This is a genomic window from Microlunatus antarcticus (genome assembly GCF_014193425.1).
Classification (GTDB): Bacteria; Actinomycetota; Actinomycetes; order Propionibacteriales; family Propionibacteriaceae; genus Microlunatus; species Microlunatus antarcticus.
Genome location: NZ_JACHZG010000001.1, coordinates 2,535,593 through 2,556,354 on the forward strand (window position 1 = coordinate 2,535,593; position 20,762 = coordinate 2,556,354).

At 72.4% G+C, this 20,762-nt stretch carries 30 protein-coding genes; 9 read left to right on the forward strand and 21 right to left on the reverse strand.

The annotated features are described in order from the left end of the window. Window positions 1-57 precede the first annotated feature (57 nt). The 3 genes from FHX39_RS11780 (at window position 58) to FHX39_RS11790 (ending at window position 1,440) form a co-directional block, all read left to right on the forward strand. Window positions 58-330: a hypothetical protein gene (locus tag FHX39_RS11780; RefSeq protein ID WP_183338645.1), complete on the forward strand. Its 273-nt coding sequence runs from the start codon at window positions 58-60 to the stop codon at window positions 328-330. Then, window positions 327-1,118: an alpha/beta fold hydrolase gene (locus tag FHX39_RS11785; protein WP_332836796.1), complete on the forward strand. Its 792-nt coding sequence runs from the start codon at window positions 327-329 to the stop codon at window positions 1,116-1,118. Before FHX39_RS11780 ends, FHX39_RS11785 begins: the two co-directional genes overlap by 4 nt. Window positions 1,119-1,209: 91 nt before the next feature. Next, entirely contained in the window at window positions 1,210-1,440 is a 231-nt protein-coding gene (locus FHX39_RS11790; protein ID WP_183338647.1) for a hypothetical protein, read from the forward strand. A 30-nt stretch (window positions 1,441-1,470) separates the two neighbouring features. Here the strand turns inward: FHX39_RS11790 and FHX39_RS11795 are convergent, their stop codons facing one another. Further along, window positions 1,471-2,229 (reverse strand): peptidylprolyl isomerase, encoded by a 759-nt coding sequence (locus FHX39_RS11795; protein WP_332836797.1) that lies wholly within the window; start codon window positions 2,227-2,229, stop codon window positions 1,471-1,473. An 83-nt stretch (window positions 2,230-2,312) separates the two neighbouring features. On the opposite strand from FHX39_RS11795, the gene FHX39_RS11800 reads away from it, so the two are divergent. Continuing rightward, window positions 2,313-2,930, forward strand: a complete 618-nt coding sequence (locus tag FHX39_RS11800) for a cob(I)yrinic acid a,c-diamide adenosyltransferase (RefSeq protein ID WP_183338649.1) — start codon at window positions 2,313-2,315, stop codon at window positions 2,928-2,930. Between the two features lie 43 nt (window positions 2,931-2,973). On the opposite strand, the gene FHX39_RS11805 is transcribed toward FHX39_RS11800, so the two are convergent. The 6 genes from FHX39_RS11805 to FHX39_RS11830 form a co-directional block, all read right to left on the reverse strand. Then, on the reverse strand, window positions 2,974-3,408 hold the full coding sequence (locus FHX39_RS11805; RefSeq protein ID WP_183338651.1) for a hypothetical protein: 435 nt from the start codon (window positions 3,406-3,408) through the stop codon (window positions 2,974-2,976). A gap of 88 nt (window positions 3,409-3,496) precedes the next feature. Then, window positions 3,497-4,114, reverse strand: a complete 618-nt coding sequence (locus FHX39_RS11810; protein WP_183338653.1) for an Asp23/Gls24 family envelope stress response protein — start codon at window positions 4,112-4,114, stop codon at window positions 3,497-3,499. Beyond that, a complete protein-coding gene (locus tag FHX39_RS11815) occupies window positions 4,111-4,830 on the reverse strand; it encodes an RNA polymerase sigma factor (protein WP_198423367.1) in 720 nt (239 codons plus the stop codon). Before FHX39_RS11815 ends, FHX39_RS11810 begins: the two co-directional genes overlap by 4 nt. A gap of 293 nt (window positions 4,831-5,123) precedes the next feature. After that, on the reverse strand, window positions 5,124-5,507 hold the full coding sequence (locus FHX39_RS11820; RefSeq protein WP_183338655.1) for a hypothetical protein: 384 nt from the start codon (window positions 5,505-5,507) through the stop codon (window positions 5,124-5,126). Continuing rightward, window positions 5,504-6,064, reverse strand: a complete 561-nt coding sequence (locus tag FHX39_RS11825; protein WP_183338657.1) for an Asp23/Gls24 family envelope stress response protein — start codon at window positions 6,062-6,064, stop codon at window positions 5,504-5,506. The genes FHX39_RS11820 and FHX39_RS11825 overlap by 4 nt, the downstream gene beginning before the upstream one ends. Then, a complete protein-coding gene (locus tag FHX39_RS11830) occupies window positions 6,043-6,642 on the reverse strand; it encodes an RNA polymerase sigma factor (RefSeq protein ID WP_332836944.1) in 600 nt (199 codons plus the stop codon). The genes FHX39_RS11825 and FHX39_RS11830 overlap by 22 nt, the downstream gene beginning before the upstream one ends. Before the next feature lie 127 nt (window positions 6,643-6,769). Here FHX39_RS11830 and FHX39_RS11835 point away from each other — a divergent pair, with 127 nt between their 5' ends. The 5 genes from FHX39_RS11835 (at window position 6,770) to amaP (ending at window position 9,191) form a co-directional block, all read left to right on the forward strand. Further along, window positions 6,770-7,279: an Asp23/Gls24 family envelope stress response protein gene (locus FHX39_RS11835; RefSeq protein ID WP_183338659.1), complete on the forward strand. Its 510-nt coding sequence runs from the start codon at window positions 6,770-6,772 to the stop codon at window positions 7,277-7,279. A gap of 142 nt (window positions 7,280-7,421) precedes the next feature. After that, window positions 7,422-7,604, forward strand: a complete 183-nt coding sequence (locus FHX39_RS11840; protein ID WP_183338661.1) for a hypothetical protein — start codon at window positions 7,422-7,424, stop codon at window positions 7,602-7,604. Continuing rightward, entirely contained in the window at window positions 7,601-8,005 is a 405-nt protein-coding gene (locus tag FHX39_RS11845; RefSeq protein WP_183338663.1) for an Asp23/Gls24 family envelope stress response protein, read from the forward strand. Before FHX39_RS11840 ends, FHX39_RS11845 begins: the two co-directional genes overlap by 4 nt. Beyond that, on the forward strand, window positions 8,002-8,574 hold the full coding sequence (locus tag FHX39_RS11850; RefSeq protein WP_183338665.1) for a DUF6286 domain-containing protein: 573 nt from the start codon (window positions 8,002-8,004) through the stop codon (window positions 8,572-8,574). The genes FHX39_RS11845 and FHX39_RS11850 overlap by 4 nt, the downstream gene beginning before the upstream one ends. Further along, window positions 8,574-9,191: an alkaline shock response membrane anchor protein AmaP gene (amaP, locus tag FHX39_RS11855; protein WP_183338667.1), complete on the forward strand. Its 618-nt coding sequence runs from the start codon at window positions 8,574-8,576 to the stop codon at window positions 9,189-9,191. Before FHX39_RS11850 ends, amaP begins: the two co-directional genes overlap by 1 nt. Window positions 9,192-9,301: 110 nt before the next feature. On the opposite strand, the gene FHX39_RS11860 is transcribed toward amaP, so the two are convergent. The 14 genes from FHX39_RS11860 to prmC form a co-directional block, all read right to left on the reverse strand. Next, a complete protein-coding gene (locus tag FHX39_RS11860; protein ID WP_183338668.1) occupies window positions 9,302-9,763 on the reverse strand; it encodes a DUF2550 domain-containing protein in 462 nt (153 codons plus the stop codon). A gap of 106 nt (window positions 9,764-9,869) precedes the next feature. Next, complete coding sequence (locus tag FHX39_RS11865; protein ID WP_183338670.1) at window positions 9,870-10,274, reverse strand: F0F1 ATP synthase subunit epsilon; 405 nt, start codon at window positions 10,272-10,274, stop codon at window positions 9,870-9,872. A 2-nt stretch (window positions 10,275-10,276) separates the two neighbouring features. Further along, window positions 10,277-11,734: a F0F1 ATP synthase subunit beta gene (gene atpD / locus FHX39_RS11870; protein WP_183338672.1), complete on the reverse strand. Its 1,458-nt coding sequence runs from the start codon at window positions 11,732-11,734 to the stop codon at window positions 10,277-10,279. Between the two features lie 20 nt (window positions 11,735-11,754). Then, complete coding sequence (locus tag FHX39_RS11875; protein WP_183338675.1) at window positions 11,755-12,666, reverse strand: F0F1 ATP synthase subunit gamma; 912 nt, start codon at window positions 12,664-12,666, stop codon at window positions 11,755-11,757. A gap of 4 nt (window positions 12,667-12,670) precedes the next feature. After that, on the reverse strand, window positions 12,671-14,308 hold the full coding sequence (atpA, locus tag FHX39_RS11880) for a F0F1 ATP synthase subunit alpha (protein WP_183338677.1): 1,638 nt from the start codon (window positions 14,306-14,308) through the stop codon (window positions 12,671-12,673). A gap of 67 nt (window positions 14,309-14,375) precedes the next feature. Beyond that, window positions 14,376-15,182 carry a F0F1 ATP synthase subunit delta gene (locus FHX39_RS11885; RefSeq protein ID WP_183338679.1) on the reverse strand — a complete coding sequence of 269 codons (807 nt, stop codon included), beginning with the start codon at window positions 15,180-15,182 and terminating at the stop codon, window positions 14,376-14,378. A gap of 2 nt (window positions 15,183-15,184) precedes the next feature. After that, a complete protein-coding gene (locus FHX39_RS11890; RefSeq protein WP_183338681.1) occupies window positions 15,185-15,751 on the reverse strand; it encodes a F0F1 ATP synthase subunit B in 567 nt (188 codons plus the stop codon). A gap of 7 nt (window positions 15,752-15,758) precedes the next feature. After that, window positions 15,759-15,986, reverse strand: coding sequence for an ATP synthase F0 subunit C (atpE, locus tag FHX39_RS11895; RefSeq protein ID WP_183338683.1), 228 nt, complete (start codon window positions 15,984-15,986; stop codon window positions 15,759-15,761). A gap of 49 nt (window positions 15,987-16,035) precedes the next feature. Continuing rightward, entirely contained in the window at window positions 16,036-16,809 is a 774-nt protein-coding gene (gene atpB, locus FHX39_RS11900; protein ID WP_198423838.1) for a F0F1 ATP synthase subunit A, read from the reverse strand. 14 nt (window positions 16,810-16,823) lie between these two features. Continuing rightward, the gene (locus FHX39_RS11905) at window positions 16,824-17,105 is read right to left on the reverse strand and encodes an AtpZ/AtpI family protein (protein ID WP_198423368.1); all 282 of its coding nucleotides are present in this window, start codon (window positions 17,103-17,105) and stop codon (window positions 16,824-16,826) included. A 41-nt stretch (window positions 17,106-17,146) separates the two neighbouring features. Continuing rightward, a complete protein-coding gene (locus FHX39_RS11910; RefSeq protein WP_183338687.1) occupies window positions 17,147-17,641 on the reverse strand; it encodes a hypothetical protein in 495 nt (164 codons plus the stop codon). Between the two features lie 184 nt (window positions 17,642-17,825). Then, window positions 17,826-18,974: an MraY family glycosyltransferase gene (locus FHX39_RS11915; RefSeq protein ID WP_183338689.1), complete on the reverse strand. Its 1,149-nt coding sequence runs from the start codon at window positions 18,972-18,974 to the stop codon at window positions 17,826-17,828. A gap of 3 nt (window positions 18,975-18,977) precedes the next feature. Next, window positions 18,978-19,874, reverse strand: coding sequence for an L-threonylcarbamoyladenylate synthase (locus tag FHX39_RS11920; protein WP_183338691.1), 897 nt, complete (start codon window positions 19,872-19,874; stop codon window positions 18,978-18,980). Further along, window positions 19,871-20,755 carry a peptide chain release factor N(5)-glutamine methyltransferase gene (gene prmC, locus FHX39_RS11925; protein ID WP_183338694.1) on the reverse strand — a complete coding sequence of 295 codons (885 nt, stop codon included), beginning with the start codon at window positions 20,753-20,755 and terminating at the stop codon, window positions 19,871-19,873. Before prmC ends, FHX39_RS11920 begins: the two co-directional genes overlap by 4 nt. Window positions 20,756-20,762: the final 7 nt, after the last annotated feature.

Genomic DNA, 20,762 nt, shown 5'->3' on the forward strand with positions numbered 1-20,762 from the left:
CTAGTGGTCGTGCGCGGACCGGCCGGACGCTTCGCCGTGCCCTGACAGACTGGGGACGTGGCGCGTCGTCCGAGCAAGCACCTGCGCCCCGCGCGCCCCCTGGCCGGCGGCCACGCGTCCTCCGAGACCAAGGCCGACGGCGTGTGGGTCGTCCGGAGCATCCCGGGCGCACGGGCGGAGAAGACGTACCGGTGCCCGGGGTGCCAGCAGGTCGTGACGCCGGCGACCCCGCACGTCGTCGTCTGGCCGGCCGAGCCGTCCTGGCAGACCGCGAGCCCCGTCGAGGAACGTCGCCACTGGCACACCGGCTGCTGGCAGCGCCGACCGTGAGCCTGGCCTCCACGACCTACGGCGACCACGGCCCGCGGGTCGTCCTGCTGCACGGCCTGTTCGGGCAGGGCCGGAACTTCACCGGCGTGGCCCGGGCGCTGGCCGACGAGGCCCGGGTGACGATCGTCGACCTGCCCGACCACGGCCGCTCGTCCTGGTCCGACGACTTCTCCTACCCCGCGATGGCCGACCGGGTGGCCGGGTTCCTCGCCGCGTCGGCGCCCGGCGAGCGCTGGACGGTCGTCGGCCACTCCATGGGCGGCAAGGTCGCCATGCTCGTCGCGCTGCGGCACCCCGGGCTCGTGGAACGGTTGTGCGTCGTCGACGTGGCCCCGGCCACGTCGCAGGCGGTCAGCAGCTTCGGCACCTACGTCGAGGCGATGCGCGCCGTCGACCTGGCCACGCTGCCGGACCGGGGCACGGCCGACGCGGTCGTGGCCGCGCGGGTCCCGGACCGGTCCGTGCGCGGCTTCCTCCTGCAGAACCTCCGCCGCGACGGCAGCGGCGAGCAGGCCCGCTGGCACTGGCAGATGAACCTCGCGCTGCTGGGCGACCGGCTGCCCGAGATCGGGAGCTGGCCGTCCGGACCGCTGGGCTCGTACGACGGTCCCGTGCTCTGGCTCGCCGGGTCCGACTCCGCCTACGTGACGTCGGCCGACGCCCCCGTCATGCGCGCCCTCTTCCCCCGGGTGCTGCTGCTGCGGGTCAAGCACGCCGGGCACTGGGTGCACGCCGACCAGCCCGAGGTGTTCGTGGCGTCGGTGCGCCGCTTCCTGAGCGCGACGTGACGACGCCCACCGCAACCGTGGTGCGTGCCGGCGTGGAACCCTGGTGCGGTGCCGTCACCGGCACCGCACACCCCAGCCCGAGGAGGCACGGTTGCACGACCTGCTCGTCACCCTGCTGACCCTGCTGCCGCTCGACGCGACCCCGCTCCCCACCGTGCAGAACCCGGTGTCCCCGAGCGGGCAGGGCAACGGCTTCGCCGCGTCGATCCTCGGCGGCTTCTTCGCCCTCGGCCTGATCATCCTGGCCGCGGTGCTCATCTGCCTCAAGCCCAAGCGGCACGACCCCCGCGACACCCCGCCGCCGCGGCCTCGCCCGCGATGAGCCGGGCGGCGCCCCCGTCCTGACGAGGTGTCAGGACACCTTGGCGATGCTCTTGACCTTCGCCGGGCTGTTGGGCGTGCCACCGCCGCTGGAGCCGGAGCTGCCGTCCTGCCCCTGCGAGGCGATGCCGGCGACGACCTCCCGCGACTTCTCGTCGAACGAGCCGAAGACGGTGTAGCTCGGCGGCAGCGGGGACTCGTCGTAGACGAGGAAGAACTGGGAGCCGTTCGTGTTCGGGCCGCTGTTGGCCATCGCGAGCGTGCCCCGCCCGTACGTCTCGGTGCCGTCGAGCTCGTCGGGGAACGTGTAGCCCGGGCCCCCGGTGCCCTTGGCCGTCGGGTCGCCGCACTGGAGCACGAAGATGCCCGAGTCGACGAGGCGGTGGCAGCGGGTGTCGTCGAAGTACTTCTGGGCCACCAGCGACTCGAACGAGTGCACCGTGCAGGGCGCCTTCGCCCGGTCCAGCCGGAGCGTCACGTCGCCCTCGGTCAGGTGCATCACGTAGCTCACGGTGCCGCTGCTCGAGATGTCGGTCGTGGTGGGCGGCTGCACCGGCCGGGCCGGCGTCCCGGTCGTCGTGTACTCGCAGGCGCCGTCGGACGGGCCGCTCTGGTCCGGCTCGACGGAGGAGGACGCCCCCGGGGTGGCCGCGGCGGAGGGCGCACCCGCGGACGGGGTCGGCACGGTGCCGCAGGCGCTCAGCAGCACCACGGGCAGGCCGGCCAGGCCCAGCAGGAGGCGGCCACGCGCACGGGCGCCGGAACGGTCGGGACGGTCGAGGCTCAGCACCGGGAAAGGGTGCCACGTCCGGACCAGCGGACCGGCGCGACGAGCCGCACTCCCCCGTAGGTCGCTCTGCGTAGGGTGACCCCATGGTCGTGCTCTCGAAGATCTACACCAAGACCGGCGACGGCGGCCGTACGCGGCTCGCCGACATGACCGAGGTCAGCAAGAACGACCTCCGCGTGGAGGCGTACGGCGACGTCGACGAGGCGAACGCCGCGATCGGCGTGGCGCTGGCCGCCGGCGGGCTCCCCGACGAGGTGAGCGCCGTGCTGTCCACGATCTCCAACGAGATGTTCGACGTGGGCGCGGACCTGTCCAACCCCCTCCGGCCGCTGGCCGAGGGCGCGCGGGAGCCGCTGCGGGTCACGCAGGCCTACGTGGACCGGCTCGAGGCGTGGTGCGACCGCTTCGGCGAGGAGCTGGCGCCGCTGCGGTCGTTCATCCTGCCGGGCGGCTCGGTCGCCGCCGCCGAGCTGCACGTCGCCCGGACGGTGACGCGCCGTGCCGAGCGGGCCGGCTGGTCGGCCGTCGCGGCGTACGGCACGGACCCGGCCGCCGAGGACGAGGGCGAGGGCGGCGTGAACGTGCTCGCCCTGCTCTACCTCAACCGGCTCTCGGACCTGCTCTTCATCCTCATCCGCGTGGCCAACGGACCCGAGGGCGACATCCTCTGGGTCCCCGGCGGCGACCGCCTGCACGGCTGAGCCCGCCCCCGCCGGACCACGACCGGTCCGGCGGGTCGGTGCGTCAGCCCGTCTCCTCCACGGCCAGCACGCTGATCTCCACGCTGCCCGGCACGAAGCCGTGGGCGGCGACCAGCTCCCGCAGCATGCGGTGGAGCTCGATGACCGACGCGCGCGCCTGGTGGCTGGCCCGCGTCGACACGTTGACGTCGAGGTCGACGACCCGCCCGTGCACGTCCAGCTGGATGCCGTCCAGGCTGCCGCCCTGACGCAGGCTGTGCAGCGCGCCGAGCAGCGTGGGCTCCATCCGGAGCACCCCGGGGTGGGCCACGACCAGCTGGGCGACCTGCACCCGGAGCGCCTCCGCGGGGTCCTCGAAGGTCCCCGGCGCCGGGAGGACGCTCAGCGAGGCGGTGCCCGTCCGGCTCGTCGACCCGGCGGCGGCCTCGACGGCACCGGGTTCACCCGCCACCGGCGGCACCTCGGACAGCTCTGACATCTCCTGCACCCTTCTCTCGACGGCCGCGGGGGACCCCGTCGGCTCCTGTTCCCGAGACACTCGTGCGCCCGCCGGGCGGTCTGGCCCCTCAGGCATCGTGGACGTCCTCCACCGCGACGTCGACGCCCACGACGTTGATCCCCACCTCGCGGTCCACGACCTCCATCACGGCGGCCCGGAGCTCACGCGTCAGCAGCGGGATGGCGACGTCGCTCCGGACGCTGACCCGCAGCGTCACCCGGACGTCGGAGGGCACCCCGGACTCCGGGACCTCCTCGTCGTCCGGACCGGGCCCGTCCACCGCCGGCGCCGCCGTCACGAGGTCGATGCTGCAGCGACGGACCTGCAGACCGCCGTGACGGTCCCCGGTCCGCCGGACGACCGCGGCGACCGCCTGCTCGCTCACGGTCAGCTCGTCGCTCACCTGGCCCGGCCGGGGCTTGCTCAGCGGCAGCCGACGGCTGCGCCGGGCCTCCGAGCGCGCGACCTCGAGGATCCGGGCGATGACCTGGGGGCCGGCCTGCAGCTGCGGGTCCTCGTCGTCGGCGGAACGCAGCGCCGCCGTCGCCCGTTCGAGCTCGTGCAGGCTGTCGCGCGCCGCGCCGCAGAACGGGCAGGTCAGCTCGTGGGGCGTGGGCGGCGCGTCGATGTTCGCCCACACCTCGTCGATGTCGCGTCCGCAGCCGAGCCGGGTCGAGCTGCTCACCGCCATGAGCTCATTCCCTTCGTGAGGTTCTGGCGTGCCCGGGCGAGACGGCCCCGGACGGTGGAGACGGGCAGGTTCATCGCGTAGGCGATCTCGGGGTACGTGAGGTCGTGCAGCTCCCTGAGCACCCAGCATGCGCGCTGCTCGTCGGGCAGCCCGCGCAGGAACGTGTCCAGGCCCTCGACCTGGGCGAGGTGCTGGGCCATCGCGGCCGGGTCGGACGACGCGTCGAGGGGGAGGTCGCGCTCCAGCTCGTCCGTCTCGGTCGCGTCGGTCCGACGCCGGGAACGGGTCCGCAGCACGCTGAGGCAGCGGCGCGTGGCGAGCTGGTAGATCCACCGGTGGAACGCCTGGGCGTCGGTGAGGCTGGGGAGCTTGCGCCAGACCAGCACGAGGCAGTCCTGGACGACGTCCTCGGCCTCGCCGCGGTCGCCCAGCATGCGGTAGGCGAGCCGGAACACGGGCCCCTGGTAGCGGTGCACGATCATCTCGAACGCCTCGAGGTCGCCCTCCTGCGCCCGGCCCACGACGGTGGCCTCGGCCATCCCGCCCGGGTACGGCACCGCGTTGGCCGGACCCTGGTGCTGCCCGCCGTCCACGCCGTCGGCGGGGTGCGCGCCGTCCGGCGACGCCGCCGGACGCTCGCGGTCCTCGATCTCCACACCCCTCCGTCCCTCGTCCGCGACCCGCGCGGTCGTCATCCCCTGCACACCCACGGAGCAGGAACGTCCGCGGCGGCCGCCGGGTGCCCGTCGGCGCCGCCTTTCCGGCCCGCTGCCGGTCCGAGGACGCGGATCACGTTCTCACGGAACCCGCGTCCCGGGTCGTCGAGCGGTCCCGACCGACCGTCCGGCGTCCCCCCGCCGGGGGACGTCGGCGTGCCACGTACGGGGCCGTTCTCGTACAGCGCACTTCAGGTCAGGACGCCACGTGCGGGCTCACCGTCACGCCGTCCGCGGAACTTTTTCCGCGCTCCGGTCACGCCAGGCGGTGCTCCCCCGGACCAGCCTCAGCGCTCGACGCTCAGCACGGCCACGGTGACGCTGCCGGCCCGCAGCCGGCGGGTGGCGAGCTCGTCGACCAGCGCCCGACGGACGTCACGGGCGATCGCGGCGGCCGACCGGGTCGGGTCGGTCACCACGTCGACGTGCACGTCGACGACGTCGGCGCGTCGGTGCAGCTCGATGCCGTCGGCGGCCGAGCGGGCGCCCTTGCCGTTGAGGAGCACCGTCGAGCCGACGTGCAGGCGCCGGAGCGCGTTGCGGAGGGTCGGCTCGAGCCGGACGACGCCGCTGATGGCCTCGGCAGCGCCGGCGAGACCGTCGCGCAGCTCGTCGGTCGCCGCGCGCAGCTCGGCCGCCGTCGCCGGACCCGGCACCTCCGGGGTGCTCACAGGACGTCCTCGACGACGAGGTCCACCCGGCGGACCCGCAGCCCGGCCTCGGCGTCCACGAGGGCGGCGACACGGGTCCGCAGCTGCTCGGTGGTGGCCTGCAACGGGGTCCCGGGTGCGACCGCCAGCGCCAGGTCGACGTCCACGTCGGTGGGCCCGGTCGACCCGGGGTCACGGTCGACGAGGCGCACCCGGCAGCGGCGGGCCCGGACGCCGGGCACGGCGTCCGCGGCGGCCCAGACCAGGCTGACCACCGCCTGCTCGCTGATCGTCAGGCCGGGGTCCTCGTCCACGTCGAGCGGGAGCGCCTGACCGCGACGCACCTCGGCCCGGACCAGGCTCATGACGGAGGCCGTGAAGTCCGGCTCCGGCTGGAGCGCGGGGTCCGCGGCCTCCGCGGTCCGCAGGTCCGTGGTCGCGTCGGAGAGCCGCAGCAGCCGGGCCCGCGCCTCCAGGCAGTAGGGGCAGCCGCGCTCGTGCTCGTCCGGCGCTCCGCCGACGTGGCTCCACACGTCGTCGATGGAGCGCCCACAGCTCAGTCGCGTGTCGTCTGCCATGCGCCCATCCTCTCGGCCAGCTCGTGCCGGGCCCGCGCGATCCGACCCCGCACGGTGCTCACGGGCAGGTCCAGGGCCGTCGCGATCTCGTCGTACGACAGCTCATCGATCTCCCGCAGGGACCAGGCCGCCCGTGGCCCCACGGGCAGCGTCTGGAGCGCGGCCGCGAGGTCCTGGAGCTGCTCGCGCTGCTCGAGGCGGGTCTCCGGCCCGGCCCCCGACGCGACCGGCTCGGCCACCGTACCGAGGTCCAGGCTCTCCTCGGGCCGTCGGCCCCGGACGACGTCGAGGCAACGACGTGTCGTGATCTGGTAGAGCCAGCTGCGGAACGCCTCGGCGCGGTCGAGGGTCGGCAGCCGTCGCCAGGCGGTCAGGAACGCCTCCTGCACGACGTCCTCCGCGGCGCGCCGGTCCTGCGTCAGCCGCCAGGCGTGGCGGTAGAGCGGAGCCTGGTAGCGGCGGACGAGGACGGCGAAGGCCTGGTCGTCGCCGCTGACGCTGCGCCCGACCAGGCTGGCGTCGTCCCAGTCCTCGGGTGAGTCGTCAGCGTGGTCCAGAGCGAAGAGATGAGCGCTGATCGAGTGCTCCTCTCAGTCCCTCTTCAGAAAAACCGGGTCCCGAACAATCTTTGCCATTTCGCGTGACGAATGCTCGCTGGGCCCGTCTTACGAGGTGAAGGCCCACACCACCGAACAAGGAGACACCATGTCCCAGAGCATCATCCCCCAGACCGCCGAGGAGCGGGACGCCGCCAACGCCAAGGCCGCCGCGGACGCCAAGGCGAACGCCCCCAAGCAGCTCGACGCCCTGCACACCGAGCACGGCGACACCACCATCGCCGACACGGTCGTCGCGAAGATCGCCGGCATGGCGGCCCGCGAGGTCCCCGGCGTGTACGCCATGGGCAACGCCGCGCGTCGTGCGATCAGCGGCATCACCAACCGCGTCAGCGGCGGCACCGGCCAGGCCAGCGTCTCCAACGGCGTGAGCGTCGAGAAGGGCGAGAGCCAGTCCACCGTCGACGTCTCCGTCGTCGTCGAGTACGGCGCCTCGATCGTGACCGTGAGCGACCAGATCCGCGAGAACGTCATCCGCGCCGTCGAGTTCGGCACCGGCCTCGAGGTCGTGTCCGTCGACGTCAACGTGACCGACGTGCACCTGCCCGACGAGGACGACGAGTCGACCGACTCCGCCTCCAGCGCCTCGCTCCGCTGACCCTCGCCCCACCTGCGGCCCGGCCCCGGCCGGCGCCGCACCCCGCCGGGACGGACCCTCGAGGTCCGTCCCGGCGCGCACGACCCGCACCGCACCAACTCGGGGCCCCCGTCGGGCCCTGCTCCCGGAAGGAACCCGCGCCATGTCGCGCAGCACCACCGCCCTCTTCGTCGGCCTGATCCTCGGCCTGACCGCCGCCTTCGGCACGTTCGGCGCCTTCGTCATCGTGCTCCTCTTCGGCGCGATCGGCCTCGTCGTCGGTCTCGTCCTCGAGGGCAAGCTCGACCTCGCCGCCCTGGCCGGACGGGCCACGGCCAAGCGATGAGCGCGGTCGCCACCACCCCCGCCGAGCGGGGCGGGCGCGCCGACCCGCGCCGTCGCGGCCGGCTCGTCCTGGCCGACCGGGTCGTCGAGAAGATCGCCGGCCAGGCAGCCGCTGAGGTCGCCGCCACCGCGGGCCGCTCCGGCGGGTTCCTGGGGATCGGGTCCGACGCCGACACCACCGCCCGTCCGAAGGTCGACGTCACCCTGTCGTCCGAGTCCGCCGACCTCGCGGTCGCCGTCGGCATCGCCTACCCGGGCTCGATCCGGCGCGCGACGCAGGAGCTGCGCGACCACGTGACCGAGCGGGTGGAGACCCTGACCGGGGTCGACGTCCGCCGCGTGGACATCGACGTCACGTTCCTGGCCCTCGCCGACGGCCCCGCCAAGGGAGCCCTCCGATGAGCCGCGCCGACGGCCGTTCGCGCCGCCTGCGTCGCCGCCCGAGCCGTACGGTCCCCGCGACGATCGTCGCCGTGGTCCTGCTGGCCCTCGGCGTGCTCACCGCGATCGCCGCCGTCAGCCGCCTCGTGAACGGCAGCTGGGACACCCTGGTCACCGGGCCCGCGAGCTCTGTGGCCGGGCAGACCCTGGGCTCGGCCGCCGTGCTCGTCGCCGCGATCGTGGCCCTGGTCCTCGGCCTCGTGCTCCTCGTCGCCGGGCTCAAGCCGGGGTCGTTCCGCTCGGCCCAGCTCCGCGGCCCGTCGGGCCAGGGCATCGAGCAGACCGACTACGTCATCACCAACGGCGCGATCGCCCGCCTCGCGGCGGGTCGGGCCGACCTCGTCGACGGCGTCGACAAGGTCTCCGCGTCCGCCGACGGGCGCCGGGTCGTCCTGCGTGTCACCACCAGCTCGGAGCAGACCGCCCAGATCCGCGACCGCGTGGTCCAGGGCGTCACCGAGAGTCTCACCGCCACCGGTCTCGACCCCGCCCCGCGGGTCAGCGCGACCGTCCACCAGAAGGACCTCTGATGCGTCAGACCGCCAGCCGCCTCAACCGCACCTGGTTGACGATCCTCGGCGTCCTGCTGCTGCTCGCCGGGGCAGCCCTCCTGCTGCTCTCGATCGGGCAGGCCGCGGCGCTGACCCGGCGGACCGGCCTCGGCTGGACGCCCCCCGGGCCCGACCGGCACCTCTTCGGCGACGCGACCGCGAGCGCCTTCGGCCAGTCCTGGGTCGTCGTCGTCACGGTGGTCGTCGCCGTGGTCGTCGCCCTGCTCGGGCTCGCCTGGCTGCTCGCCCAGATCCCGCGGGCCAACAAGGCCAAGCCGTTCCGGCTGCACGACGACGCCCGTACGGGGCTGACCCGGGTGGAATCGGACGTGCTGACCGACGCCGTCGAGGCGCAGCTGAAGACGCTGCCCGGGGTGAGCTCGGCCTCGGCCGTCCTCCGCGGGAGCGCCGAACGGCCCGACCTGACCCTCAAGGTCACCGCCGACGACCGCACCGACATCGGCTCGCTCCTGGGTCGGATCCACGACCAGGTCGCCGCCGACCTCGGCGACGCCCTCGACACCCGCCTCGCTCGGCTGGGCGTCCAGGTGGAGGTCAGCGCCGCCAAGAGCAGCAAAGACCGCATCACCGTCTGACGCGGACCTGGTCCTCCGTACGAACGGCATCTCGACGCCGGTCCGGCCTTCGCCGGACTGCCCTCGGGGTGCCGTTCGTCGTGGTTCTCAGGGCAGTGTGCCGACCGCGCTCAGGGCGCGGACGGACCCTCGGACCGGGCCGAGCTGATCCCGGGCGGGGCTGCCTCGAGCCAGGCGAGCAGGCCGAGAACCGAGTCCTCGCTCATGGCCAGCTCGCGCGTCTCGGGTCCGACCTCGAGGGCGAGGATGCGGGAGTCCGCGGTGAGGGACACCGCCTCGACGGGGTCGGGATCGCGGCTGTCGACGACCCGGACCCGACCGCGGGGAAAGGTCTCACGCGGCCGGACGGCGAAGGAGAAGAACCGGAACCACTCCAGCCGACCGGCGTGGTAGCGCCCGACGCCCAGCACCCAGCCGGCGCCCGGCGTGGCCGTGCGCAGGCGGAGGCTGCACTCGAACGTCCCGCCGCTGCGGGACAACCAGCGCCGGCGCGTGGCCAGCAGGAGCAGCAGCACGACGGCCAGCACCAGCAGGAGGCCGAGGACCTCGACGACGCCGAGCCAACCGACCACCCCGCGCCTCCGTCCGTCGCCTGCCACCACTCTTCGAGCACGGCAGCACCCACGGACGCGACGCTGCGCCTCGTGGGGGACGGTAGCGGGCCGGACCCGCCCGCCGCTACTGCCGCTTCTGCGCCGCCCGCAGCTGGGCCGTGGCCCGCTGCACGTGCTTGCGGTCGTCGTCGCTGCCGTCACCGCTGTCCAGGCGCTGCTGGGCCTCGGCGAGCTCGTGCTCCGCCTGGCTGACCGACACCTCGTCGGCCAGCTGGGCGTACTCGGACAGGATCGAGACCCGGCCCTGCGACACCGAGACGAAGCCGCCGTCGACGGCGACGACCTGACGGCTGCGGCCGTCCTCGCCGAAGATCACGACCGCGCTCGGCTGCAGCACGGCGAGCACCGGGGCGTGCCCCGGGAGGATGCCGATCTCGCCGTCCGTCGTCTTGGCGATGACGTTGGTCGAGGTGCCCGACCAGACGACCTGGTCGGCCGAGACGACCTCCACCTGCATGGGGTCGGCCACGATCAGCCTTCCTTCTGCAGCTCGGACCAGCGACGCTCCACGTCCTCCATGCTGCCGACGTTGAAGAACGCCTGCTCGGCGATGTGGTCGACCTTGCCGGTCACGATCATCTCGAAGCTGTCGATGGTCTCCGCCAGCGGCACGGTGGAGCCGGGGATGTTCGTGAACTTCTCCGCCATGTACGTGTTCTGCGAGAGGAACTGCTGGATCCGCCGTGCGCGGTTGACGGCGATCTTGTCCTCCTCGGACAGCTCGTCGACACCGAGGATGGCGATGATGTCCTGCAGGTCCTTGTTCTTCTGGAGGATCTGCTTGACCTGCACGGCGACGTCGTAGTGCCGCTGCCCGATGTACTGCGGGTCGAGGATGCGGCTCGTCGAGGTCAGCGGGTCCACGGCCGGGTAGAGACCGCGGGAGGCGATCTCGCGGCTCAGCTCGGTGGTGGCGTCGAGGTGGGCGAAGGTCGTGGCCGGCGCCGGGTCGGTGTAGTCGTCGGCGGGGACGTAGATCGCCTGCATCGAGGTGATCGAGTGACCGCGGGTCGAGGTGATCCGCTCCTGCAACTGGCCCATCTCGTCGGCCAGGTTGGGCTGGTAGCCGACCGCGGACGGCATCCGGCCGAGCAGGGTCGAGACCTCCGACCCGGCCTGCGTGAACCGGAAGATGTTGTCGATGAAGAGCAGCACGTCCTGGTTCTGGACGTCGCGGAAGTACTCCGCCATCGTCAGCGCGGACAGCGCCACGCGCAGCCGGGTGCCCGGCGGCTCGTCCATCTGGCCGAAGACGAGGGCGGTGTCCTTGAAGACGCCGGCCTCTTCCATCTCGTTGATGAGGTCGTTGCCCTCGCGGGTGCGCTCCCCCACCCCGGCGAACACCGAGGTGCCACCGAAGTTGTGGGCGATCCGGTAGATCATCTCCTGGATCATGACCGTCTTGCCGACCCCGGCCCCGCCGAACAGGCCGATCTTCCCGCCGGTCACGTACGGGGTGAGCAGGTCGAGGACCTTGATGCCGGTCTCGAGCATCTCGGTCTTGGACTCGAGCTGGTCGAACTGCGGCGGCGGGCGGTGGATTGACCAGCGCTCGTCGATCTGGACGGTCGAGGGGTCGACGTCGAGGACGTTGCCCGTCACGTCCCACACGTGGCCCTTGGTCACGTTGCCGACCGGGACCGAGATCGGGCCACCGGTGTCGCGCACCTCGGAGCCACGCCGCATCCCGTCGGTCGGCTTGAGGGAGATGGCACGCACGAGATTGTCGCCGATCTGCAGCGCCACCTCCATCGTGATCGTGCGGGTCGCGTCACCGATGGTGATGTCGACCTGCAGCGCGTTGTAGATGTCGGGCATCTGGTCGACCGGGAACTCGACGTCGACGACCGGGCCGATCACCCGGGACACCCGTCCGACGCCACCGGCGGTGGGGTGCTGGTCCGTCTCGTTCGCGAAACCTACGCTCATGGTGCTCCTTCTCCTACGTCTTAGTCGCTGCCGGTGGAGGCGTCGGCCAGAGCGGCAGCCCCTCCGACGATCTCCGAGATCTCCTGCGTGATCTCGGCCTGGCGTGCCTGGTTGGCCTCACGGGTGAGGCGTTCGATGAGCTGCTGAGCGTTGTCGGTGGCCGACTTCATGGCCCGCTGGCGGCTGGCCAGCTCCGAGGCGGCGCCCTGCAGCAGGCAGTACTGGATGCGGCTGGCCACGTAGAGCGGCAGCAGCTCGTCCAGCACCGTCTCCGCGTCCGGCTCGAACTCGTACAGCGGCAGCAGCTCGGCGTCGGCCGGGGGCTCCTCGCCCTCCACGACCTCGAGGGGCAGCAGCCGGATGACCTCGGCCTTCTGGGTCAGCATCGAGACGAACCGGGTGTAGACGACGTGGATCTCGTCCACCCCGCCCTCCTCGGTCGGCGTCAGGAAGGCCGCGATCAGCGCGTCCGCGATCTCGCGGGCCTGCGCGTAGGACGGCGCCTCGGAGAAGCCCTCCCACGCACCCGCGACCTTGCGCTGCCGGAACTTGTAGAAGGCCGCGGCCTTCCGGCCGGCCAGGTACGGCACCGCCGTCTTGCCGTTCTCGCGCAGCAGCTGCGTGAGCTCCTCGCCCTGCCGGATGACCGAGGACGAGTACGCCCCCGCCAGACCGCGGTCCGACGTGATCAGCAGGACCGCCGCGCGCGTCGGGTTCTCCGCCTCGGTGGTCAGCGGGTGCTCGACGTTCGAGAACGTCGCCACCGCCGACACCGCGCGCGTCAGCTCCCGCGCGTACGGGGCCGACGACTGGGCGCGCTGCTGCGCCTTGACGATGCGGGACGCCGCGATGAGCTCCATCGCCCGGGTGACCTTCTTGGTCGTCCGTACCGAGCTGCGCCGCTCCCGCAGCTCTCTCAGGCTTGCCGGCATCGGGTCAGCTCCGCCGCTGCTTGACGATCTGCTCCTGGTTCACGTCGTCCGGGTCCGTCGCGTCGTGCTCCTCGCGACCGGCGAGCAGCTTGCCCTCGCTGGTCTGGAAGCCGCGCTTGAACTCGGCGATCTGCTCGCGCAGCCCGTTCGCCGTGTCGTCGTCGAAGACCTTGGTCTCACGGATGTTCTGCAGGGCGCTGCCGTTGTGGCGCAGGTAGTCCAGCAGCTCGCGCTCGAAGCGGAGCACGTCGTCGACGGGCACCTCGTCCAGGAGCCCCTGCAGGCCGGCCCACACGGAGACGACCTGCTCCTCCACCGGGTACGGCGAGTACTGCGGCTGGCGCAGCAGCTCGGTCAGCCGGCTGCCGCGATCGAGCTGGCGCCGGGTGGTGGGGTCCAGGTCGGAGGCGAACATGGCGAAGGCCTGCATGTCGCGGTACTGCGCGAGCTCCAGCTTGAGCGAGCCCGAGACCGTCTTCATGGCCTTGATCTGCGCCGCGCCGCCGACCCGCGACACCGAGATGCCGACGTCGATGGCGGGACGCTGGTTGGCGTTGAAGAGGTCCGACTGCAGGAAGATCTGGCCGTCGGTGATGGAGATGACGTTGGTCGGGATGAAGGCCGACACGTCGTTGGCCTTCGTCTCGATGACCGGCAGACCCGTCATCGACCCGCCGCCCAGCTCCTTGGAGAGCTTGGCGCAGCGCTCGAGCAGCCGCGAGTGCAGGTAGAAGACGTCGCCGGGGTAGGCCTCGCGGCCCGGCGGGCGCCGCAGCAGCAGCGACATCGCGCGGTACGCCTCGGCGTGCTTGGTCAGGTCGTCGAAGACGATGAGGACGTGCTTGCCCTGGTACATCCAGTGCTGGCCGATGGCCGAGCCGGTGTACGGGGCGACGTACTTGAAGCCCGCGGCGTCGGACGCCGGGGCGTGCACGATGGTCGTGTACTCCAGCGCGCCGGCCTCCTCGAGCTGGCCGCGGATGCCGGCGACGGTCGAGCCCTTCTGGCCGATCGCGACGTAGATGCAGCGGACCTGCTGCTCCGGGTCGCCGGACGCCCAGGCCGCACGCTGGTTGATGATCGTGTCGAGCGCGATGGCCGACTTGCCGGTCTTGCGGTCGCCGATGATCAGCTGACGCTGGCCGCGCCCGATCGGGATCATGGCGTCGATGGCCTTGATGCCGGTCTGCATCGGCTGGCGGACCTCCTGGCGGTCCATGACGCCGGCGGCCTGGAGCTCGAGCTGACGTCGACCGTCGAGGTCGGTGATCTCGCCGAGGCCGTCGATCGGGTTGCCCAGCGCGTCGACCGTACGGCCGAGGTAGCCGTCGCCGACGGGGACGGAGAGGACGTCGCCGGTCCGCTTGACGACCTGGCCCTCCTCGATGCCCTCGGAGTCACCCATGACGACGACGCCGATCTCGCGGACGTCGAGGTTGAGCGCGATGCCGAGGGTGCCGTTCTCGAACGTCAGCAGCTCGTTGGCCATCGCCGAGGGCAGGCCCTCGACGCGGGCGATGCCGTCGCCGGAGCTGACGACGGTGCCGACCTCCTCACGGCTGGACGTGTCCGGGGTGTAGCTCTGGACGAAGCGGTCCAGGGCCTCCCGGATCTCTTCGGGGCGGATCGTCAGTTCTGCCATCGCCTGCTGCCTGCTCTCGTCTGTGGTGTCGTCACTCGTGCTACGTACTAGTCAAGTCGTGCGGTGGTTACGCGGTGCCGAACAGTCGCTGCGCCTCGTCGAGCCGGCCGGCCACCGTGCCCTCGACGACCTCGTCGCCGAGCTCCACACGGACGCCGCCGAGGACGTCGGGGTCGACGACCTCCTGCAGCACGAGGTCGCGGCCGACCTGCCGGGCCAGCGCGGCCTGGAGGCGGCGACGCTGGTCGTCGTCGAGCGGGCGGGCGACCCGGACCGTCGCCACCACGCGGTTCTTCTGCGCGGCGGCGAGGTCGACGTAGCCCTCGATCGAGTGGGCGAAGGTCCGCTCGCGCGCCACGACCGCGCGACGGGCGAGCGCCACCGTGGCGGCACCGGCCCGACCGGAGAGGAGGTCGCCCACGAGGTCCTGCCGCGCCGACAGGGGCATGGCCCGGTCGGAGAGCGCGTTGCGCAGCTCCGGGTCGGACTCGACCAGCCGCGCGAAGCGGAACAGCTCGTCCTCGGTCTCGTCCAGCGCACCGGAACGGTCGGCGGCCAGCAGCTGGGCGCGGACCGCCTGGCGCTCGAGCGCGGCGACGAACGTCTGACCGCTCGACCACCGCAGGCCCGCGGCGTCCACGACCACGCCCAGGGCCGTGCCCGACACCTTGCCGTCGAGCACCGCGTGCACCAGCGCCTGACGCCGTTCCGGCTCGGCACCGGGGTCGGTGACGGCCCGGCGCAGCGCGACGGAGGAGCTGAGCGCGTCCACGACGGCGAAGAGGTCGGACGCCAGGGTGTCGGTGCCCTCCTGCGCCCGCCCGGCGTGGTCGTCGAAGACCCCGTCGAGCGCGTGCAGCTGGGTGTCGCTCACGGTCACGACAGGCCCGCGGTGCTCGGCTCGTCGGCCGTGCTGCCTGCGTCGCGCGACTCGAGGTCGGCGATGAAGCGGTCGACCGTACGACGGGCACGCTCGTCGTCGTCGAGGCTCTCGCCCACGATGCGCCCGGCGAGGACGGTGGCCATGCCACCGATCTCGTTGCGGAGCTGCGTCATGACCTGGGTCCGCTCGGCCTCCAGCTGGGCCTGCGTCTGGGTCCGGATGCGGTTCGCCTCGGCCTGGGCCTGCTCGCGCATCTCGGCCAGGATCTGGCTGCCCTGCGTCTTGGCGTCCTCGCGTATGCGGGCCGCCTCGCTGCGGGACTCGGCCAGCTGCGCCTGGTACTGCTCCAGCGCGTCCTGCGCCTCGGCCTGGGCGCGCTCGGCCTTCTCGATGCCGCCCTGGATCGCCTCGGTGCGCTCGGCGTAGGTCTTCTCGAAGCCGGGCACGACGTACTTGGCGATGAGGAACCACAGGAGCAGCGCGAAGACGATCGCGGCGACGATCTCGAACGGCGCCGGGAGGAGAGGGTTCTCCGCCAGGGGGATGAGAAGCGGGGTCATCGCGAGATCAGAGCCCACCGAAGACGAAGGCGAGCGCGATGCCGATGATCGCGAGCGCCTCGGTCAGCGCGAAGCCGAGGAACGCGGTGCTCAGCATCGCGCCGCGGGCCTCGGGCTGACGAGCGGTGCCCTCGATGACGGCGGCGAAGATCAGACCCACGCCGATACCGGGGCCGATGGCGCCGAGACCGTAGCCGACGATACCGAGCGAGCCAGTGAGCTCCAGGGGGATCATGTGGTGGTTCCTTTCGGTTCTCCGCTGGAGGTCAGCGGAGGGGTGGCGGTCAGTGCTCCTCGGCGGTGGCCGAGGAGATGTACTGGGCGGTCAGCATGGTGAAGATGTAGGCCTGCAGCGACTGCACGAAGATCTCCAGCGCGAAGATCAGCAGGCTGAAGAGCAGCGAGGCGACACCGGCGACCTTGTTGAAGATCGGCTCGCTGTGCAGGAGCAGGTACTCGCCGCCGAGGACGAACACCAGCACCAGCAGGTGGCCCGCGAACATGTTGGCGAAGAGTCGGAGCGACAGCGTGGCCGGCCGGACGATGATGTTGGAGAGGAACTCCAGCGGCGCCACGATCAGGAGCATCGGACCGGGGACGCCGGGTGGGCACGTGGTGCGCTTGAGGTAGCCGAGGGCGCCGAACTTCTTGATCCCGATGCCGTTGTAGATCACCCACACCAGCCCGGCGAGCCCGTACGCCCAGCCCACGTGCGCGGCGGTCGGCATCAACGTCAGCGGGAAGACGCCCCACAGGTTGTTGACCAGCACGAAGCTGAACAGCGCGATGAGGAGCGGCACCCAGCGCTTGAAGTCGTGACCGATGGTGTCCCGGGCGATGCCGTTGCGGACGAACATGTAGGCGTACTCGCCGATGAACTGGCCCTTGCTCGGCACCATCGCGTTCTTGCGCGCCATGACGACCCAGAAGCCCATGATCAGCACGAGCGAGAGCAGGGCCTGGAGCAGGAACTTGTCTGCCCATGGCACGCCAGGGATCAGGGGCGGTAGATCAAAGCTCTCGACCCCGGGTGGCTGATAGCCCTCCAGGGGGATCAGCGCGGTCCAGCCGCTCACCGTTCTCCCTCCGTCACGTCGTTGCTCGGCGAGGCCAGCTCAGAGGCCTGCAGCCGCTTGATCGTCAGATAGATGCCGAGGCCAGCTCCGAGGAGGATGCCGATCGGCAGCAAGAACTTCGTGTGCAGGAAGTGGTCACCCACCCAGCCCAGCGCACCGTAGAACAGCACCCCGGAGATCAGGTAGGAGAGCACACGCATGCCCTGGTCCATCGCCGCGTTGTCCGGCGCGGACCGGCCGTGGTCTCGCTGCACCCCCTGCGTCATCGCGCCGCTCACGCTAGCAGCCCGGGCGGGGCGCTGATCATGCGTGGGCGCGCTCACGGGACGGTCTCGTGCTTGGGCGCCTCGGCCGGGTCATCCGCATCGTTCGCGTCGAACGCGCTGATCCGGAGTCGAGAGAAGACGATCACCTCGACGACGAGCCAGCCCACGACCACCGCGACGGTCGACAGGAAGACCACGATCGGCAGGACCGGGAACCGGTCGGAGAAGCGGGCGTAGAGCAGCAGGACCAGGCCGAGCACGACGACGCGGCCGGTGTAGCTGGCGAGCGCCACCGAGAGCAGCAGGCGGGCCCCGGCGTCGGCGAACCTGACCATGACGAGCTGGCCGACGCTGTAGAAGAACAGGACCATGACCGAGGCGAGCGCCGCCGACGCGAGACCCCGCGCGCCCATCCCGATGCCGAAGCCGATCATGGACAGCACGGCAGCGCTGACCCCGCCGAGGAGGCCGCCCATCAGGAGCTTGCGCGCCCGTTCGACATGCACGCTCGGGCGCGGGCGAGCACGCCCGGCTCGGGGGTTGGTCATGGAGATCGGGCAGTCCTTCTGCTGGTCGGTGCGCCTTTGCGCGAGGAGCGAGGAGGCGCGGACGCCTGGGGCTGCGAGGCCAGAAAACTAGCACAGCCTGACGGTCCCGCCCGACCGCGGCTCGCGGGCCGGGCCGCTCGCCCAGGCCCTCCGGATGGCGTCAGGCCGCCCCCGGCGGGGGTGCTCAGTCGCGCAGGGCGACACCCGTCCGACCGGCCTCGGGGAGGGCGTCGACCGGGCGTACGGGACGTCGTCCGAGGGTGATCAGCAGCAGCACCAGGGCGAGCACGGCGACGACCGCGGCGACGGTCCACTGCCGGCTGCCGTGCACCAGGCCGAGCCCGATGACGCCGAACGAGACCAGGCCGGACCAGACGTACATGAGCAGCACCGCACGGCGCTGGCTGTGCCCGCGCTGGAGCAGGCGGTGGTGCAGGTGCTGCTTGTCGGGCAGGAACCACCACTTGCCCGCGTACGTGCGGCGGATGAAGGCCAGCGTCAGGTCGAGGAAGGGCAGCGCGAGGATCGCCAGGGGCAGCACGAGGGGCAGGATCGTCGGCACGAGTCCGCGATCACTGGCGAGCTGGGACGGGTCGATCTGACCGGTCAGACTCACGGTCGACGTCGCGAGCAGCAGCCCCAGCAGCATCGACCCCGAGTCGCCCATGAACATCCGCGCCGGGAAGAAGTTGTGCGGCAGGAAGCCGAGGCAGACCCCGACGATCACCACGCTGATCAGGCTCGACGTCGTCGCCCGGGTGAGGCCCTGGCTGACCGTGTAGACGTACGTGTAGGTGAAGAAGGCGAAGGCCCCGATGCCCACCACCCCCGTCGCCAGCCCGTCGAGCCCGTCCGCGAAGTTCACCGCGTTGCAGCAGACGAGGATGAAGAACGCGGTGATCGCGATGGACGAGAACTGGTCCAGCAGGATGGGGTTGCCCGGGACCGGGATCCACAGCACCTTGACCCCGAGCGCGACCGCGACGCCCGCAGCGAGGACCTGCCCCGCGAACTTGGCCAGCGCGGGCAGCTCGTAGATGTCGTCGAGCACCCCGACGACGCCGATGACCGCCGCCGCCACGAGCACGGCCCGCGAGTCCTGCTGCACCGTCGCCTGGCTACCCAGGAACGGCAGCTGCCACGACAGCAGCAGCGCGGCCCCGACGCCACCCAGCATCGCGATCCCCCCGAAGTAGGGCATCTCGATGGTGTGCACGTCCCGGTCGCGGACCCGGGCCAGCGCCCCCACGCGGAACGCGAGCCGCCGGCAGAACGCGCTGCCGAGGTAGGTGACCGCCGCGGCGACCAGCAGGACGAGCAGGTACTCGCGCACCGCCTAGCCCTGGTGCTCGGGCTCGGGGTCGACGCGGGGCTCGTCCGGCTGGGCGGGCGCGGCGGCGGCCGGCGAGGGCGCGGGGTCCGGCGCAGCGGCAGCCGGCGTGGGCTCAGGGTCCGGCTGGGCCGCGGGAGCCGCGGCGACGGCCTCGGGCTCCTCGAGGTCGCGCATCCCCGGAAGGGTCTGCCGCAGCGTCTCGAGGTCGATCGCGCCACGCCGCAGCAACTGCCCGTCGACGTGGCGGGTGAAGTCGACGATCGTCGAGGGCAGGGCCTGGCGCCCGCCCTCGGCCGCCGTGCCGAGGTCTCCCCCGTCGAGGTAGACCTCGACGCGGTCGCCGAGCTGGTCCACCGCCTCGTCGCAGGTCAGTGCGGCCGGACGGCCGGAGAGGTTCGCGCTGCTGACCGCGAGAGGCCCGGTCCGGCGCAGGATCTCGCGGGCCAGCTCGTGCTCGGGGACGCGCAGGGCGATGGTCCCGTCGGTCTCCCCCAGGTCCATCCGCAGGCTGGGCTGGATCCGGCAGACGATCGTCAGAGGTCCGGGCCAGTGGACCTCGACCAGGTCGCGCGCCTCGTCGGGCACGTCGGTGGCCAGGGCCCGGATCAGGGCCCCGTCGCCGATCAGCACGGGCGGCGGCATGTCGCGGCCCCGGTTCTTGGCGTCGAGCAGCCGCTGCACGGCGGCGGGGCTGAAGGCGTCGGCGCCGATCCCGTAGACGGTGTCCGTCGGGAGCACGATGCACTCGCCGTCCGCCACCGCCCGTCGGGCCGCGTCGACCGCCTCGGCGATGGCCGCCGGGTCGTCCACGGTGCAGTCGTAGCGGGTGTACGTCGCGTCGTCGACCTCGCGGTCCTCGATCTCGACGCTCTCGCCCTCGTCCTCCGGCTCCACGGTCACCCCGCCATCCTGCCAGCGGTCCGGCGTACGGCCGTGACGAAGCGCGGCCGCCCGGTCAGGTCCTGGTGGTCCCGGATGCCGGTGAAGGCCTGGCTCTGCGTGACGACGTCCGGCGCGGACGCGCCCTGGACGTCGGCGTGCTCGAAGCAGAGCAGCCCGCCGGGCCGCAGCAGCCGGGCGGCGACCCGCGTGACGACCCGGATCGCGTCGAGGCCGTCGTCCCCGGAGAACAGCGCCGTCAGGGGGTCGTGGTCGCGCACCTCGGGCGCGACGGAGGCGTACGCGTCGAGCGGGATGTAGGGCGGGTTGGCGATGACGAGGTCGACCTGGCCGTCGAGCACGTGCAGGGCGTCTGCCATGTCGCCGACGTAGAGCTCGACGAGCGTGTCGGCGAGGTTGCGGCGGGCGTACGCGGCGGCCTCCGGCGAGACCTCGACCGCGTACACGTCGAGGAACGTGAGCTCGGTGGCGAGCGCCTTGGCGATCGCGCCGGAGCCCGCGCACAGCTCGACGACGCGGGGCCGGCCCCCGGTGGCGATGGCCGGACGCAGCGCGTCGACCGCCCACCCGGTCATGACCTCGGTCTCGGGCCGGGGCACGAAGACGCCCGGACCCACCTCGAGCTCGACGTGGCGGAAGTACGCCCGACCCGTCAGGTGCTGCAGCGGGACCCGGGCGGCCCGGCTCGCGACGAGGACCTCGAAGGCCGCGACCTCGTCGTCGCCCACCCCGTCGAGCAGCGGGATGCGCGCCGGCTCGATGCCGCACACGTACGCCAGCAGGGTCCGTGCGTCGGCCTCGGGCGAGGCCACGCCGGCGTCGCGCAGCCGCGCCGCGGCGTCGCTCAGGACGGCACGGACGGGGTGCGGGGCAGAGGTCATCGGGCCG

Coding starts and splice junctions, on each gene's coding strand:
- FHX39_RS11800 (WP_183338649.1), top strand. CDS start 2,313: ATGGTCGTGCTCTCGAAGATCTACACCAAGACCGGCGACGGCGGCCGT.
- FHX39_RS11805 (WP_183338651.1), bottom strand. CDS start 3,408: ATGTCAGAGCTGTCCGAGGTGCCGCCGGTGGCGGGTGAACCCGGTGCC.
- FHX39_RS11825 (WP_183338657.1), bottom strand. CDS start 6,064: ATGGCAGACGACACGCGACTGAGCTGTGGGCGCTCCATCGACGACGTG.
- FHX39_RS11835 (WP_183338659.1), top strand. CDS start 6,770: ATGTCCCAGAGCATCATCCCCCAGACCGCCGAGGAGCGGGACGCCGCC.
- FHX39_RS11840 (WP_183338661.1), top strand. CDS start 7,422: ATGTCGCGCAGCACCACCGCCCTCTTCGTCGGCCTGATCCTCGGCCTG.
- FHX39_RS11845 (WP_183338663.1), top strand. CDS start 7,601: ATGAGCGCGGTCGCCACCACCCCCGCCGAGCGGGGCGGGCGCGCCGAC.
- FHX39_RS11850 (WP_183338665.1), top strand. CDS start 8,002: ATGAGCCGCGCCGACGGCCGTTCGCGCCGCCTGCGTCGCCGCCCGAGC.
- amaP (WP_183338667.1), top strand. CDS start 8,574: ATGCGTCAGACCGCCAGCCGCCTCAACCGCACCTGGTTGACGATCCTC.
- atpD (WP_183338672.1), bottom strand. CDS start 11,734: ATGAGCGTAGGTTTCGCGAACGAGACGGACCAGCACCCCACCGCCGGT.
- FHX39_RS11875 (WP_183338675.1), bottom strand. CDS start 12,666: ATGCCGGCAAGCCTGAGAGAGCTGCGGGAGCGGCGCAGCTCGGTACGG.
- atpA (WP_183338677.1), bottom strand. CDS start 14,308: ATGGCAGAACTGACGATCCGCCCCGAAGAGATCCGGGAGGCCCTGGAC.
- FHX39_RS11890 (WP_183338681.1), bottom strand. CDS start 15,751: ATGACCCCGCTTCTCATCCCCCTGGCGGAGAACCCTCTCCTCCCGGCG.
- atpE (WP_183338683.1), bottom strand. CDS start 15,986: ATGATCCCCCTGGAGCTCACTGGCTCGCTCGGTATCGTCGGCTACGGT.
- FHX39_RS11910 (WP_183338687.1), bottom strand. CDS start 17,641: ATGACCAACCCCCGAGCCGGGCGTGCTCGCCCGCGCCCGAGCGTGCAT.
- prmC (WP_183338694.1), bottom strand. CDS start 20,755: ATGACCTCTGCCCCGCACCCCGTCCGTGCCGTCCTGAGCGACGCCGCG.